The sequence below is a fragment of the Nocardioides sp. F233 genome (assembly GCF_057813895.1).
The window spans coordinates 49,565-62,904 of the sequence record NZ_JBVASH010000001.1; the positions used below are offsets into that span (position 1 = coordinate 49,565).

Consider the following 13,340-nt stretch of genomic DNA (forward strand, 5'->3'; position numbering starts at 1 on the left):
GCCCACCCTAGGTCGAAACTCCCTCTTCCATTTACTACACAACCGTAGCATTCTGTCGTCATGGCGATCCTACGGATGAACCGGGGCAGCGGCTCCCACGAGATCACGCCCGCCGAGGACTACGGGTTCTTCGGCCCCGACTCGGTGGCCTGGAAGGTCTGGGGCTACCCGACCTCGCTGACCATCGGCTTCAGCCGGGCGGTCGTCGTCGAGGAGCTCGACCCCAACCTGGTGGCCTCGGTCGACCGGACCCAGGACATCTACCAGCGGCCGCGGACCCGCTACGACCGCACCATCCACTACTTCGCGCTGGTGGCGTTCGGCGACAGCCGGACCACCGCCCGTGCCGCGGACGTGCTGGTCAAGGTGCACAGCAAGGCGATCGGCACCGAGCCGTACGGCGGCGGGCAGTACGACGCGAACGACCCCGACTCACAGCTGTGGATCCTCGTCACGGGGTGGCACTCGGTGCTCAAGGCGTACGAGATGTACGGGCCCGGCCGGCTGTCCGAGGCCGAGGAGGCGCAGTACTGGGAGGAGTGCGCCCGCGCTGCCGAGCTGCAGACCTGCTCGCCCGACGACGTGCCGAGCTCGCGGGCCGAGCTGCACGCGTACTACGAGCGGATGCGACCGGTCATGTCCGGCTCGCCCATCGCGCAGCGCGCGATGAAGCACCTGATGGACATCGACCAGCTGGTCGACGTACCGCTCGTGCTGCGACCGGCCCAGTGGGTCGTCGGGCGGTTCTTCCGGGCCGGCGTGATCGCGACCCTGCCGCACTGGATGCGGGAGATGGGCGACGTGGGCCAGCCGCGGTTCATGGACGTCGTGGCGCGGCCGGTGCTGCGCACGACGTTTGCGGCGATCTCGGTGAGCAAGCGGCTCCAGCTGCGAGTCCTCGCCCTGCTCTCCCCCAGCACGGTCCCGGTGGTCGCGCCGGTCCTGCTCGGCGTACCACCGGTGACCCCGGAGCTGCTGACCCCGGTGCAGGCCCAGGAGCGGTACGGGTACGACCGACCCGCCGAGGCGCACCTCGCCTGGCGCGCCAAGCAGCACGACAAGGTGTTCGGCCAGGGTGAGGCGCCGAGTGACGCCGGACTCGTCGAGTCCGAGGCCGTGTTGGGCCGCCTGGCCTGAGGGTCCGCCTGCCAGAGTGAGCCCACCTGTTCTGTGCTGAAGGAGAACCCATGGGTCTGAACCCCGTCGCCGACGTCCTCAAGCGCGCCGACAAGGTGCTCAGGAGCGCCGAGACCGCGCTCGGCAACGTCGACACCACGCTCGGCACGGTCGGCACGACGCTGGCCGACGTCGACGGCAAGCTGACCACCGTCGACACGACGCTGGCCGAGACCAAGGTGGTGCTCGGCGAGGTGCAGGCCCTGCTCGGCGACCTCAACGAGAAGCTCGTCCTGCTCGACGAGGTGCCCGAGCTCAAGACCAAGCTCGACGCGGTGCTGGCCGCGATCCAGAAGGGCTGAGTCCTCCGTCACGGTCTCCTGGATTCCTTGTTTGCAGACACTGCGTCGATATGATGTCGACACAGTGTCTGCAAGCAGGGAGTGGTGGAGATGTACCTCGCGCTGAGGGAGCTGCGTGTCGCTCGGGGACGATTCGTCCTCGTCGGGTCGGTGATCGCCCTGGTGGCGATGCTGACCACCATGTTGTCGGGTCTCGCCAACGGGCTCGTCGACGACGGCATCTCCGGCCTGCGCCGGCTGCCGATGACCCACCTCGCGTTCCAGCACGGGGCCGAGGAGACCTTCAGCCGCTCCACGCTGAACGACAAGGACCTCGAGCAGTGGTCCGATGTCGACGGAGTCGACGCCTCGCCGCTGGGGGTGTCCTTCGTGAACGCCCGGACCGAGGGCGGCAAGACGGTGGACGTCGCGCTGTTCGGCGTACCGGAGGGCTCCTTCCTCGCGCCGCGCCACGACGCCGAGAAGGCGCTCGCCGGGCCCCCCGGGCTGGTGCTGAGCCACGAGTTCAAGGAGCAGGGGATCAAGGCCGGTGACGAGCTGACCATCGTCGGTGTCGACGAGAAGCTCCCGGTCCTCGGCTTCACCTACGCCGGCTCGTACGGCCACGTCGACATCGCCTTCACCAGCCTCGAGACGTGGCAGTCGCTGCTGTACGGCGACAACGCCCGCGGCCGCTTCTCGGCCATCGCGCTCAAGGGCGACCCCGACACCGTCGCCGCCGCGGCCAAGCGGATCGACGCCGCCGACAGCACGTCGACGGTCACCAAGGAGCAGGCGTACGCCGGCTCGCCCGGGTACGCCGGCGAGACCCAGACCATGTCGATGATCCAGTGGTTCCTGCTCGTCATCTCCGCGCTCATCGTCGGCGCCTTCTTCGTGGTGTGGACCATGCAGCGCGCTCGCCAGATCGCCCTGCTCAAGGCACTCGGCGCGTCCCGCGCCTACGTCGCGAAGGACGCGGTCGGCCAGCTGGTCGTCGTGCTGCTCGGCGCGACCTTCCTCGGTGGCCTGGTCGCGTTCGGCGCCGGTGCCCTCGTCGACAACACCGCCGTTCCGTTCCGGCTCGCCGCGGCACCGGCGCTGACGTCTCTCGGGCTGCTGGTCGTCGCCGGCCTGCTCGGCTGCCTCGCCGGCATCCGCAAGGTGGTCTCGGTCGACCCCGCCATGGCGCTGCGCAGCGCCGACTGACCCCTCGCCCTTCCGCCCCTCAGGAGATCCCATGTCCCTCCACCTGGAGAACATCACCGTCGCCGTCCCGGACGGCACCGCGCGCCGCGTCCTCCTCGACCGGCTCGACCTCGAGGTCCAGCCGGGCGAGACCGTCGCCGTCACCGGCGCCTCGGGCTCCGGCAAGTCCACCCTCGTCGCGGTCGCCGGCCTGCTCCGCGCCCCCGACGAGGGGCGGGTGCTGATCGGCGGCACCGACGCGAGCGCGCTCAAGGACCGCGGCCGGGTCCGGCTGCGCCGCGACGAGGTCGGCATCGTGTTCCAGTCGCCCAACCTGCTGCCCGCGCTCACCGCGCGCGAGCAGGTCGAGGTCGTCGCCCACATCGCCGGCAACCTCGACGCGGCGGCCCGCGCTCGCGCGGTCGACCTGCTCACCCGCGTCGGCCTCGCCGACCGCCTGGGCGCCCGGCCCGCCGAGCTGTCCGGCGGCGAGCGGCAGCGGGTCGGCATCGCCCGCGCGCTGATGAACGAGCCGAGTGTCGTGCTGGCCGACGAGCCCACCGCCTCGCTCGACCCCGAGCGGGGCCAGGCCGTGCTCGACCTGCTCCTCGACGAGGCCCGACGCGTCGGCGCCGCTACCGTGGTGGTCACCCACGACCCGGACCAGGCCGCCCGGGCGGACCGGCACCTGCACCTGAGCCAGGGCGTGGTCCAGGTGGGCAGCAGGACCTGACCGACCCCGGGCGGACGCACGGGCCGACACCCGACCCCGACACCCGACCCTGACCACGGGAGGAGCCCCCATGCCGCGGATCACCGGCGCGAACATCGCCGAGCACGTCGCCGCGCAGGAGGCGGCCGTGGTCGAGGCCGCCCAGCGGCTGTTCGCGGAGCGCGGGGTCGCGGCGGTCTCGCTCGGCGACATCGCCGCCGAGGTCGGCCTCGGCCGGACCTCGCTCTACCGCTACTTCCCGACGAAGGGGCACATCCTCCAGGTCTGGTTCGACCGGGAGATGGACCCGCTCCTCGCCCGCTCGCAGGAGGTCGTCGACGAGCTCGGCCCGACGCCGGCCGGGTTGCGAGCCTGGCTCGACGTGCAGCTCGACTTCGTCACCGACGAGGCGCACGGCGCCCTGGTCGACGCGAGCGCGGCAGCGCCCGAACTGTCGCCCGAGATCGTCGCCCACTTCGGGCAGCGACACCGTGAGCTGTACGCCACGCTCGGGCCCGTCCTCCGGGCCGGCGGCGCCCGTACGCCGGAGGAGGCGCGGGTCCGCGCCCTGCTGGTGGCCGGGCTGGTCCGGTCGTCGGCGGACCTCGTGGCGGGCGGCGTGCCGGCGGCCGTCGTACGCGAGGAGCTGCACCGGGCCGCGACGGCGGTGGCCGGGCTCGACTGATCGTGGCGGGCCGCGGGCCGGCCGGATCGGTCCGATGTGGAGTTGTCAGGACTCCATCGGCACCGCCTCCTCGACCTTCAGGCCGAGCGCGCGCACCAGCACCACGGCCTGGTCGAGGTCGATGACCGCCTTGCCGAGCGAGGCCGCGACCGGGTCGAGCGAGGTCAGGTCGGAACCGCGCAGGTCCGCCCCCGACAGGTCGGCCTGGTGGAGCCAGGCGCCGCCGAGGTCGACGTGGTGGAGCGTCGCGCCGGCAAGTCGGGCACCGGTGAGGTCGGCCTCCCGGAAGCTGGCCCGCCGGACCGTGGCCTGCCGCAGATCGGCACCGGGCAGGCCGACGAACTGCCAGTTGCCGCCCACGATCTCGACCGGCCCGAACCGGCAGCGGTCGAACATCGACCCCACCAGCTTGCAGCCCTCGAACCGGGCGCCGAAGAAGGCGGACTTCGTGAAGGTGCAGTTGAGGAAGCCGGTGTCGGTGAACTGCCCGCCGTTGAGGTCGCAGTCGCGGAACGTGCACTCCTCGAAGGTCGCGCCCCGGGCAACGACGTCGGTCAGGTCGACGTCGACGAAGGCCACCCGTTCGAAGGTCCGGCCGGACAGGTCCTCGCCGTCCCAGCGCTCGGCGACCACCTCGGAGTCGGTCGGTGGGGCGGGGGTGCCGTGTCGTCGGTCAGCCATGGAAGGAGTCTGGACGCAGGGTCCGACTGTTGACAGCGGCCCCTCCACAGGTTCTAAATAGTAAGCGTGACGATTTTAGAGGAACAGTGGCGGCCGAGGGTCGTCACCGATGGTCCGTCCGTCGACCGCGCGGGCGCCCACCGCGCTGCGGTCGACCTGCTCGCCGCGCTCGGTCTCGACCTCACCGTCGAGCACCTCGCCGACACCCCGCGCCGGATGGTCGACGCGCTGGCAGAGCTGACGTCACCGCCGGAGTTCGAGATGACGACCTTCCCCAACGAGGACGAGTACGACGAGCTGGTGCTCGTGGAGGACATCCCGGTCCAGTCGCTGTGCGAGCACCACATGCTGCCGTTCGTCGGCGTCGCGCACGTCGGGTACCTGCCCGGCGGCCGCATCCTCGGGCTGTCGAAGTTCGCCCGCATGGTCGACCACCACGCCCGCCGGCCGCAGACCCAGGAGCGGCTGACCAAACGGATCGCCGACCACCTGCAGCGTGCCCTCGAGCCGCGCGGCGTGGGCGTCGTGATCGACGCCCAGCACACCTGTATGAGCCTGCGCGGGGCCCGCGCCACCGGCTCGCGGACGCTGACGTCGGCGATGTTCGGGCAGCTGCGTGACGACGCCCGCAGCCGCGCGGAGTTCCTCGACCTGACGAGGGGGCGGCGATGAACGTCGTGGTGATCGGCGCCGGGCTGGCAGCCGCCAACGCCGCCAGCGAGCTGCGCGAGCAGGGCCACACCGGCGACATCGTCGTCGTGGGCGGCGAGCCGTACCCGCCGTACGAGCGTCCTCCGCTGTCCAAGGGCCTCCTCCTCGGAACCTCCGAGCCGGAGGACGCCTACGTCCACCCGCGTGAGTGGTACGACGAGCACCAGGTCGACGTCCGCGTGGGGACCGTCGCGACGGGCCTCGACCTCGACCGGCGGCGGGTGCACCTCGACTCGGGGGAGCTGCCCTACGACCGGCTGCTGCTCGCGACCGGCGCCACCCCGCGGCACCTGCCGATGGCCGACGCATCGGGCGCACCGGTGGTCCACCTGCGCACCCTCGACGACGCCCTCGCCCTGCGCGAGCGGCTCACCGAGGGCGCGCGGATCGCGATCATCGGTGCCGGCTGGATCGGGCTCGAGGTCGCCTCGGCCGCCCGTCAGCGCGGCGCGTCGGTGACCGTCCTCGAGTCCGCGCCGCTGCCGCTGAAGCGCGTGCTCGGCGACGAGATCGCGACCGTCTTCGCCGACCTGCACCGCGGGCACGGCGTCGACCTGCGGCTCGGGGTCCAGGTCGCCGGCATCGAGAACGAGCACGGCGAGGCCGTCGTCCACGTCGAGGGCTCCGACCCGGTGGTCGCCGACCTGCTCCTCGTCGCCGTCGGCGTCTCGCCCACCGACGAGCTCGCGGCCCGAGCGGGTCTGGCCGTCGACAACGGCATCCTCGTCGACGCCTGGCTCCGCACCCCCGACCCGGCAGTCTTCGCCGCCGGCGACGTCGCCAACCACGACCACCCCGCCCTCGGCACGCACATCCGCGTCGAGCACTGGGACACCGCGATCCACCACGGCCGCCATGCCGCGAGGGTGCTCCTCGGCAGCGACGAGCCGTACACGCGGCTGCCGTACTTCTTCACCGACCAGTACGACCTCGGGATGGAGTACGTCGGTCACGGCGCCGGGTACGACGCCCTCGTCGTCCGCGGCGACTTGGCCGGTCGGCAGGCGAGCGTGCTGTGGCTGCGGGAGGACCGGGTGATCGCCGGGATGCACCTCAACGACTGGGACGCGATCGGGCCGCTGCGGGCCGTGGTCGGCAGCCCGGTCACCGATGCGGTCCGGGACCCGGCCGTGCCGCTGGCCGAACTCATGTAACTAAGTGTTACGTCGCTGATTTGGGGCCAGTGGGGCGCAAGTGGTGGAAAACCGCGCTGTAACACTTAGTTACAAGGGGCTCAGGCGCGGATGATCCGCCGCTCGATGGCGGCGGCGACGGCCCCGGCGCGGGTGTCGACGCCGAGCTTGGTGTAGATGTGCGACAGGTGCGACTTCACCGTGGCCTCGGAGACGAACAGCTCGCGCGCCATCTCCTTGTTGCCGAGGCCGCGTGAGAGCAGCTCGAGCACCTCGACCTCGCGCTCGGTGATGGTGACCGCGCCGGGGGTGGTACGACGCACGAGCGTCGCGGCGACCGATGGTGCGAGGACGGTCTCGCCGCGGGCGGTGGCGCGGATGCCGGCGAACAGCTCGTCGGGCGGCGCGTCCTTGAGCAGGTAGCCGCGGGCGCCGGCCTCGAGCGCGCGCAGGATGTCGGACTCGGTGTCGTACGTCGTCAGGACGAGTACCTCCGGCGGCGAGTCGAGCGCCCGCAACGCGGCGGTGACCTCGGCACCCCCGGCCTCGCCGTCGCCGAGGCTCAGGTCCATCAGCACGACGTCCGGCCGGTCGGCGGTGACCACCGCGACCGCGCGGTCGAGCCCGTCGGCCTCGCCGACCACGGACAGGTCGTCCTGCCCCTCGACCAGGGCACGCAGCCCGGCCCGGATGACCGGGTGGTCGTCGACCAGCACGATCCGGATCATCGCTCCTCCTTCTTCTCGGTCACGGGGAAGCGGACGGACACGGTCGTGCCTTCGCCCGGGGCGCTCTCGATGTCGGCGCGGCCGCCGAGGGCCTCCGCGCGGTCGCGGACGCCGGCGAGGCCGCGACCGCGCGTCCCCACAGCGCGCACCTGCGCGGGTTCGAAGCCGCGACCGTCGTCGCGGACGTCGAGGACCACCTCGTCGAGGTGGTAGGTCAGGGTGAGGGCCACGCGCTGGGCCTCGGCGTGCTCGCGCACGTTGGCCAGGGCGCCGCGGGCCGTGCGGACCAGGGCGGCCGCCACGTCGGGGGGTACGACGACCGGCTGGCCGTCGACACGGACCTCGACCCGCATGCCGGGGGAGGCCTGGGCCCACTGGTCGGCGGCGAGGCGCAGCGCGTCGGGCAGGGCGTGGCCGGTGACGTCGCCGGCGAGGTCGGCGGGCGCCAGGTCGCGTACGACGCGGCGTACCTCGTCGAGGCCGTCGCGGGCCGTGGCGGCGGCGGTCCGGACGTGCTCGCGGGCGGTGGCCGGCTGAGCGGACCAGGACTGCTCGGCGGCCTGCAGGAGCAGGTTGATGCTCGAGAGACCCTGGCCGACGGAGTCGTGGATCTCGCGGGACAGGCGGGTCCGCTCGGCGAGGGCGCCGGTGCGGTGCTGCTCCTCGGCGAGCTCGGCCTGCGCCTCGACCAGCTGGTCGAGCAGGTCCTGGCGGGCCCGCCACTCGTTGTCGAGCGCGCGGTAGGCGAGCACGGTGACCAGACCGACACCGATCGGTCCGGCGACCTGGACCGGGTCGAAGCCCTCGGTGATCCGCTGCCAGGCGGCGGTCAGCAGCACCGTCATCAGCACGACCGTGCCGACCGCCCAGGGGAATGGGAGCACCCGCATCACCGCGAACGCGACCGGCACGGCGCACCACGCGAACGACGGCGCGACCGCGGTCAGCGCGCCCCACAGCACCACCATGCCGGTCACCCAGGCCGTCGGCCACCAGCTGCGGTCGGCCATCAGGCCGCGGGTCGCGTAGGCCAGGCCGAGCACGAGCGCACCGGCCAGCACGGCGGCGCCGGTCGCATCGAAGGCGTGCCGGTCGACGTACCGCACCGCGCAGGTGACGAGCATGACCACCAGCACGACCAGCAGCCACCGGTCGAGGCGGCTGGCGGGCGCGAGGATGCCGTGCTCGCCGGGCCGGCGCAGGCCGAGCGAGACCGAGGACAGGGAGGGCAGGGACATGGTGCGCCCACCCTAGGGAGGTACGGCGGTCGGCGGCATCAACCATTTGGCTATCGAGGGGTAGCCGGCTGCCCGACGTCCGGGGGGTGGTGGACGGGGGAGGGTTGGGGACATCAACCTGATCCACCACTTCCAGGAGAGACGATGAACCGCAAGACCATCGCCAGCACGCTGCTCGCCGCCACCGCGGTCAGCACCCTCGGCGCCGCGTTCGGCACCGCGACCCCGGCCTTCGCCGACAAGGACCGCGACCACGGCCGCGCCGCCGTCTACAACCTGACCGGTGACGGGTCCTCGCTGTTCGAGGGCATCGGCGCCGACGAGAAGCGCGGCCGCTTCTACGTCAGCGAGGTCACCGGTGGCGAGATCCACCGCGGCAAGGTCGGTGTCGCCCAGACCCAGGAGTGGCTCGGCGGTGCCGGTACCGACGGCCGCTTCACCGCGCGCGGCGTGACGGTCGACGACAAGGGCCGCGTCTACATCGCCGGAGGCCCGAACGGCATCAACGACGCCGGCGCCAACGGCATCGGCAACCCCGGCACCGACAACACCTCGCGCCCCGACCTGTGGGTCTACTCCAAGACCGGCAAGCTGCTCGCCGCGCTCCAGGTCCCCGGCAAGCCGGTCTTCCTCAACGACGTCGCGATCGGCCCCGACGGTGCGGCCTACTTCACCAACTCCAAGGACGCCGAGGTCTACAAGGTCGCCAAGGGCAAGAACGGCTGGAAGGCGGAGCTCTGGTCCGACGCCAGCGCCAAGATCGCCGTCGCCGCCGGCTTCAACCTCGGCGGCATCGTGGTCAGCCCGGACGAGAAGTCGCTGGTGGTCGCGCAGGGCAACAACGGCAAGCTGTGGCGCTTCGCGCTCAGGACCGGCAAGGTCACCGAGGTCAAGACCGGCGGCGCCGACCTCGTCAACGCCGACGGCCTGGTCCTCCAGGGCAACCGCCTCACCGTGGTGCGCAACTTCAGCAAGATGATCGCCACGCTGCGCCTGTCCGACGACGGCCGCAAGGCCAAGCTGATCCGCCAGCGCGCCTCCTCGCCGAACCGCGTGCTGACCACGGCCAAGGAGATCGCCGGCCAGGTCCTGTACGTCGACAGCAAGTTCGACGAGGGCGCGAACGCCACGGGCCCGTACGAGGTCATCGCGGACCCGACCCGATGAACCGTCGGCTCGTCGTCGCCACCCTCCCGCTCGCGCTCGTCCTGGGCGCGTGCGGGGGCGGGGGCTCGACCGGACCGACCGGGCCGACCGACGCCGGTCGCCCGGCGGAGCGGCCCGTCACCGCCGAGCCGACGACGAGCCCTGCTCCCACCCAGGCGCCCGTCCCGCAGGCCCGGCTCGACCGGCGCCTGCGGGACGCGGCCTGGGCGAACGACGTCCCCCGCGCCCGCCGGCTGATCGAGCTCGGCGCGGACGTCAACGCGAAGGACGAGACCGAGCAGTCGGCGTACCTGATCGCCACCAGCGAGGGCTACCTCGACCTGCTCCGCCTGACGCTCCGGCACGAGGCGTTGGTCGACGACAAGGACAGCTGGAACGGCACCGGCCTGATCCGCGCCGCCGAACGCGGGCACGGCCTCGTCGTCGGTGAGCTGCTGCGGGCCGGCATCGACCGCGACCACGTCAACCGGATCGGCTACCAGGCGATCCACGAGGCGGTCTGGCTCGGCGAGGACACGGCGTCGTACGCCACCACCGTGCGCGTGCTCGCCGCCGGCGGCGTCCGACTCGACAAGGTCTCGCCGTCGGCGGGACTGACCCCGCTGCAGATGGCCCGCGCACGCGGGTACGACGGACTGGAGAGGATCCTGACGAACGTGACCACCGCTGATGCTCCGCGCGACGCCGACGCCGCGCTGCTCCGCGCCGCCCGCACCGGGGACGCCGATGCCGTCGCCGTCGCCCTGCGTGCCGGCGCCGACCTCGAGGCCCGCGACGACCACGAGCGCACTGCCCTGCTGCTGGCGTCGACCTACGACCACGTCGCCGTCGCCGACGTCCTCGTCGCGATGGGCGCCGACCCCGACGCCCTCGACGACCGCCACGACACCCCGTGGCTGGTGACCGGCGTGACCGGAAGCGTCGCGATGCTCGAGGCGCTGCTGCCGGCCAACCCCGACCTGACCATCAAGAACCGGTACGGCGGCCTCTCGCCGATCCCCGCCGGCGAGCGTGGCCACGTCGACTACATCCGCCGGGTCGTGCGGACCGACGTCGACATCGACCACGTCAACGACCTCGGTTGGACCTCGATGCTGGAGGCGATCATCCTCGGCAACGGCAGCGAGCCGTACCAGGAGATCGTCCGGATCCTGCTCGACGCCGGCGCCGACCCGTCCATCGCCGACCGCGAGGGCGTCACGCCCCTGCAGCACGCCGAGCAGCGCGGGTACGACGCGATCGCGGACCTCCTGCGCCGCTGATCCCCTGGCCGTGCGTAGGTGCGGTGCTTCGGGGCAGGATCGCCCGCATGTGGGAGCAGTACCAGGCGCCGGACGAGCAGCCGTCCGAGCAGCCGTCCGAGCAGCCGACCGAGCAGCCGCAGCCGTTGCTGGCCGCGGACGAGTTCACACCGGTGCGAGGCGCCCCGGCCAGCTCGGATGCCAAGGTCCTGATCGGCGGCGTCCTCGTGATCGCGATCGTGCTCATCGGTGCGGTCGTGGCGTCGTCGTCCTCCGCTCCGACGGGCGGCGGCAACGACTACTCCGACTGGTACGACTGCATCGCCGACGAGGAGGCCGACGGCAGCGGCTTCCTCTCGCCCGCCGACCTGTGCGACATCGGGCACGAGCGGCCGCCGGACTACGTCGACACCTACGAGTACGACCCGTACGACGACGGCGGCTTCGACAGCGGCTACTGATCCGGCGGACCGGGCATCAACCGATCGGCTATCCAGAGCTGGCCGGCTGCCCGACGTGCGGGACCCGGTCCGGGACGGAGCGTGGACTCAACACCACGAGCCACCCCGACCAGGAGATCACGATGAACCGCAGCGGTCGTCCCGACCTGTGGGTCTACAGCAAGGACGGCGACCTGCTCGCCGCGCTCCGCGTCCCCGGGCCACCCTCCGAGTGTCCGCCGACGGCAGCAGGCTGCTCACGCTCGGCCAGGAGGCCAGCGCGGCCGACCGCGTGCTGACCACCGCGAAGACGCTGCGCGGCCGGATCCTGTACGTCGACAGCAAGTTCGACGAGGCGGTCGCCTCGGGCCCGTACCAGGTCATCACCGACCCGACCCACTGATCGACCGGACCCGTCGGGGTCGGGGGACTACCGTGGCCGCGTGCCCATGTCCCCCGACCCCGGTTTCGTCTTCTCCGGCGCCGTTCTCGAGTGGCGCGGCCCGGCGCCGTTCCACTTCCTCGAGGTGCCCGTCGAGACCAGCGACGACATCAAGGAGGCCGCCCGCGGCCAGGAGTACTGGGGCCAGGTCGCGGTCGACGTCCGGATCGGCGACACCGACTTCCGCACCGCGCTGTTCCCCAAGGACGGGCGCTACCTGGTGCCGCTGAAGGTCGCTGTGCGACGGGCCGAGGGGATCGAGGTCGGGCAGCAGCTCACCGCGACCCTCGCGCTGGCGGCCCGGGACCGGGACTGACCGTGCCGGTCACCCTCGCCCATCCGGCCGCCGTCCTGCCGCTGCGCGGCCTCGGAGTGCCGTTGTCGGCGCTGGTGATCGGGTCGATGGCGCCGGACCTGCCGGTGCTCGCGCAGACCTGGGGGCTCTACGGCTTCAGCCACAGCCCCGCCGGGATCGTCACCCTCGACCTCGCGCTGACCCTGTTCCTGCTGGCCTTCTGGGACCTGCTGGGGCGCGACGCCCTCGTCGACACCGCGCCCGCCGCGGTCCGCGACCGGCTCCCCGCCCATGCCCGGATCGGGCGCCGGGCCTGGTTGCTCGCCCCGCTCGCGGCCGTCGTCGGCTCCACCACGCACGCGCTGTGGGACGCCTTCACCCATGACGGCCGCTGGGGAGTGCGGCACGTCGCCTGGTTGCAGGAGACGCACGGCGCCCTGCCCGGTCACCAGTGGGCGCAGTTCGTGTCCGGGATCCTCGGCCTCCTCGTCGTGGGCTGGGCGATCCTGCACCACGTCCGCCGCTTCCCGCGGAGCGCACCTCGTCCCCGGCGGCTGCCCGCCGCGACCCTGCCGGCCGGATTCGGTGTCGCCACCGCGATCTCGCTCGCCGGCGGCGTACGACACCTCGACGACGGTCTGCACACCGCTGCCTTCCACGCTGCGGTCGCCGGCATCCTCGCCCTGGCCGCGCTGGTCGGCCTGCTCGGCCTTGCCTGGCGGATCGCGCCGGAGGTCAGTGACCCGGTCGGGGCCTGAGCGCCACCGGCTCGCCGGTGTACGCCGCCAGCGCGGCGCGTACCGCGTCGGAGATCGGCCACGACGACCCGGCCGCGGTGTCCCAGAACACCGCGCTGGTCTCGGCGACGACGGCCGGCGGGTGGTCGGGCGCGACCCGCAGCTCCAGCGAGACCGCGAACGAGGAGCGGCTGACGTGGCTGACCCAGATCCGCACCAGGAAGGGCTGGTAGGCGGCGAAGCGCATCTCGGCGTGGTACTCGACGTGCTGGGAGCCGACCAGCTCAGTCACGCCCTTCGGCAGGTCGCGGAGCAGGCCGCGGGGCTCGTCACCGTCGGTCAGCCGCGCGTGCCGGAAGAACATCAGCCGGGCCTCGTCGAGCACCCGGATCGCCTCGACGTTGTCGACGTGGCCGCCGAGGTTGATGTCGCGCAGCCGCGCCTGGATCTCGCACTCGAAGACCTTGCCCACGAGCCGCATCCTC

At 72.5% G+C, this 13,340-nt stretch carries 17 protein-coding genes; 13 read left to right on the forward strand and 4 right to left on the reverse strand.

Annotated features, from left to right (window positions below):
- Positions 1-60 precede the first annotated feature (60 nt).
- The 5 genes from ACZYRU_RS00295 (at position 61) to ACZYRU_RS00315 (ending at position 4,042) form a co-directional block, all read left to right on the forward strand.
- Positions 61-1,137, forward strand: coding sequence for an oxygenase MpaB family protein (locus ACZYRU_RS00295; protein ID WP_488955073.1), 1,077 nt, complete (start codon positions 61-63; stop codon positions 1,135-1,137).
- Positions 1,138-1,187: 50 nt separating this feature from the next.
- Positions 1,188-1,478 (forward strand): hypothetical protein, encoded by a 291-nt coding sequence (locus ACZYRU_RS00300; protein ID WP_488955074.1) that lies wholly within the window; start codon positions 1,188-1,190, stop codon positions 1,476-1,478.
- Between the two features lie 90 nt (positions 1,479-1,568).
- On the forward strand, positions 1,569-2,666 hold the full coding sequence (locus tag ACZYRU_RS00305) for an ABC transporter permease (RefSeq protein WP_488956229.1): 1,098 nt from the start codon (positions 1,569-1,571) through the stop codon (positions 2,664-2,666).
- A gap of 31 nt (positions 2,667-2,697) precedes the next feature.
- Positions 2,698-3,378, forward strand: a complete 681-nt coding sequence (locus ACZYRU_RS00310) for an ABC transporter ATP-binding protein (protein ID WP_488955075.1) — start codon at positions 2,698-2,700, stop codon at positions 3,376-3,378.
- A gap of 70 nt (positions 3,379-3,448) precedes the next feature.
- Positions 3,449-4,042: a TetR/AcrR family transcriptional regulator gene (locus ACZYRU_RS00315; RefSeq protein WP_488955076.1), complete on the forward strand. Its 594-nt coding sequence runs from the start codon at positions 3,449-3,451 to the stop codon at positions 4,040-4,042.
- 45 nt (positions 4,043-4,087) lie between these two features.
- Here the strand turns inward: ACZYRU_RS00315 and ACZYRU_RS00320 are convergent, their stop codons facing one another.
- The gene (locus ACZYRU_RS00320; protein ID WP_488955077.1) at positions 4,088-4,723 is read right to left on the reverse strand and encodes a pentapeptide repeat-containing protein; all 636 of its coding nucleotides are present in this window, start codon (positions 4,721-4,723) and stop codon (positions 4,088-4,090) included.
- Positions 4,724-4,789: 66 nt separating this feature from the next.
- Here ACZYRU_RS00320 and folE point away from each other — a divergent pair, with 66 nt between their 5' ends.
- Both folE and ACZYRU_RS00330 read left to right on the forward strand, forming a co-directional pair.
- A complete protein-coding gene (gene folE, locus ACZYRU_RS00325) occupies positions 4,790-5,395 on the forward strand; it encodes a GTP cyclohydrolase I FolE (RefSeq protein ID WP_488955078.1) in 606 nt (201 codons plus the stop codon).
- Positions 5,392-6,588, forward strand: a complete 1,197-nt coding sequence (locus tag ACZYRU_RS00330) for an NAD(P)/FAD-dependent oxidoreductase (RefSeq protein ID WP_488955079.1) — start codon at positions 5,392-5,394, stop codon at positions 6,586-6,588. The genes folE and ACZYRU_RS00330 overlap by 4 nt, the downstream gene beginning before the upstream one ends.
- Before the next feature lie 80 nt (positions 6,589-6,668).
- Here ACZYRU_RS00330 and ACZYRU_RS00335 read toward each other — a convergent pair whose 3' ends face one another.
- Both ACZYRU_RS00335 and ACZYRU_RS00340 read right to left on the reverse strand, forming a co-directional pair.
- Positions 6,669-7,295 (reverse strand): response regulator, encoded by a 627-nt coding sequence (locus tag ACZYRU_RS00335; RefSeq protein WP_488955080.1) that lies wholly within the window; start codon positions 7,293-7,295, stop codon positions 6,669-6,671.
- A complete protein-coding gene (locus ACZYRU_RS00340; protein ID WP_488955081.1) occupies positions 7,292-8,533 on the reverse strand; it encodes a sensor histidine kinase in 1,242 nt (413 codons plus the stop codon). Before ACZYRU_RS00340 ends, ACZYRU_RS00335 begins: the two co-directional genes overlap by 4 nt.
- Before the next feature lie 144 nt (positions 8,534-8,677).
- Here ACZYRU_RS00340 and ACZYRU_RS00345 point away from each other — a divergent pair, with 144 nt between their 5' ends.
- From ACZYRU_RS00345 to ACZYRU_RS00370, 6 genes are all read left to right on the forward strand, one after another.
- Complete coding sequence (locus ACZYRU_RS00345; protein ID WP_488955082.1) at positions 8,678-9,700, forward strand: SMP-30/gluconolactonase/LRE family protein; 1,023 nt, start codon at positions 8,678-8,680, stop codon at positions 9,698-9,700.
- A complete protein-coding gene (locus ACZYRU_RS00350) occupies positions 9,697-10,962 on the forward strand; it encodes an ankyrin repeat domain-containing protein (RefSeq protein WP_488955083.1) in 1,266 nt (421 codons plus the stop codon). Before ACZYRU_RS00345 ends, ACZYRU_RS00350 begins: the two co-directional genes overlap by 4 nt.
- 47 nt (positions 10,963-11,009) lie before the next feature.
- Positions 11,010-11,402, forward strand: coding sequence for a hypothetical protein (locus ACZYRU_RS00355; protein WP_488955084.1), 393 nt, complete (start codon positions 11,010-11,012; stop codon positions 11,400-11,402).
- Positions 11,403-11,613: 211 nt separating this feature from the next.
- Positions 11,614-11,784, forward strand: coding sequence for a hypothetical protein (locus ACZYRU_RS00360; RefSeq protein WP_488955085.1), 171 nt, complete (start codon positions 11,614-11,616; stop codon positions 11,782-11,784).
- 46 nt (positions 11,785-11,830) lie between these two features.
- Complete coding sequence (locus ACZYRU_RS00365) at positions 11,831-12,139, forward strand: DUF1905 domain-containing protein (RefSeq protein WP_488956230.1); 309 nt, start codon at positions 11,831-11,833, stop codon at positions 12,137-12,139.
- Positions 12,140-12,141: 2 nt separating this feature from the next.
- Complete coding sequence (locus ACZYRU_RS00370; protein WP_488955086.1) at positions 12,142-12,876, forward strand: DUF4184 family protein; 735 nt, start codon at positions 12,142-12,144, stop codon at positions 12,874-12,876.
- Here the strand turns inward: ACZYRU_RS00370 and ACZYRU_RS00375 are convergent.
- Positions 12,854-13,327: an acyl-CoA thioesterase gene (locus ACZYRU_RS00375; protein WP_488955087.1), complete on the reverse strand. Its 474-nt coding sequence runs from the start codon at positions 13,325-13,327 to the stop codon at positions 12,854-12,856. The two genes, ACZYRU_RS00370 and ACZYRU_RS00375, sit on opposite strands and share 23 nt — an antisense overlap.
- Between the last annotated feature and the right edge of the window lie 13 nt (positions 13,328-13,340).

What these genes read in the sequence shown, in the direction of transcription:
- ACZYRU_RS00320 (WP_488955077.1), bottom strand. Translation starts at nt 4,723, where the DNA reads ATGGCTGACCGACGACACGGCACCCCCGCCCCACCGACCGACTCCGAG.
- ACZYRU_RS00300 (WP_488955074.1), top strand. Translation starts at nt 1,188, where the DNA reads ATGGGTCTGAACCCCGTCGCCGACGTCCTCAAGCGCGCCGACAAGGTG.
- ACZYRU_RS00335 (WP_488955080.1), bottom strand. Translation starts at nt 7,295, where the DNA reads ATGATCCGGATCGTGCTGGTCGACGACCACCCGGTCATCCGGGCCGGG.
- ACZYRU_RS00330 (WP_488955079.1), top strand. Translation starts at nt 5,392, where the DNA reads ATGAACGTCGTGGTGATCGGCGCCGGGCTGGCAGCCGCCAACGCCGCC.
- ACZYRU_RS00340 (WP_488955081.1), bottom strand. Translation starts at nt 8,533, where the DNA reads ATGTCCCTGCCCTCCCTGTCCTCGGTCTCGCTCGGCCTGCGCCGGCCC.
- ACZYRU_RS00345 (WP_488955082.1), top strand. Translation starts at nt 8,678, where the DNA reads ATGAACCGCAAGACCATCGCCAGCACGCTGCTCGCCGCCACCGCGGTC.
- ACZYRU_RS00305 (WP_488956229.1), top strand. Translation starts at nt 1,569, where the DNA reads ATGTACCTCGCGCTGAGGGAGCTGCGTGTCGCTCGGGGACGATTCGTC.
- ACZYRU_RS00310 (WP_488955075.1), top strand. Translation starts at nt 2,698, where the DNA reads ATGTCCCTCCACCTGGAGAACATCACCGTCGCCGTCCCGGACGGCACC.
- ACZYRU_RS00355 (WP_488955084.1), top strand. Translation starts at nt 11,010, where the DNA reads ATGTGGGAGCAGTACCAGGCGCCGGACGAGCAGCCGTCCGAGCAGCCG.
- ACZYRU_RS00295 (WP_488955073.1), top strand. Translation starts at nt 61, where the DNA reads ATGGCGATCCTACGGATGAACCGGGGCAGCGGCTCCCACGAGATCACG.
- ACZYRU_RS00365 (WP_488956230.1), top strand. Translation starts at nt 11,831, where the DNA reads ATGTCCCCCGACCCCGGTTTCGTCTTCTCCGGCGCCGTTCTCGAGTGG.
- ACZYRU_RS00350 (WP_488955083.1), top strand. Translation starts at nt 9,697, where the DNA reads ATGAACCGTCGGCTCGTCGTCGCCACCCTCCCGCTCGCGCTCGTCCTG.
- ACZYRU_RS00315 (WP_488955076.1), top strand. Translation starts at nt 3,449, where the DNA reads ATGCCGCGGATCACCGGCGCGAACATCGCCGAGCACGTCGCCGCGCAG.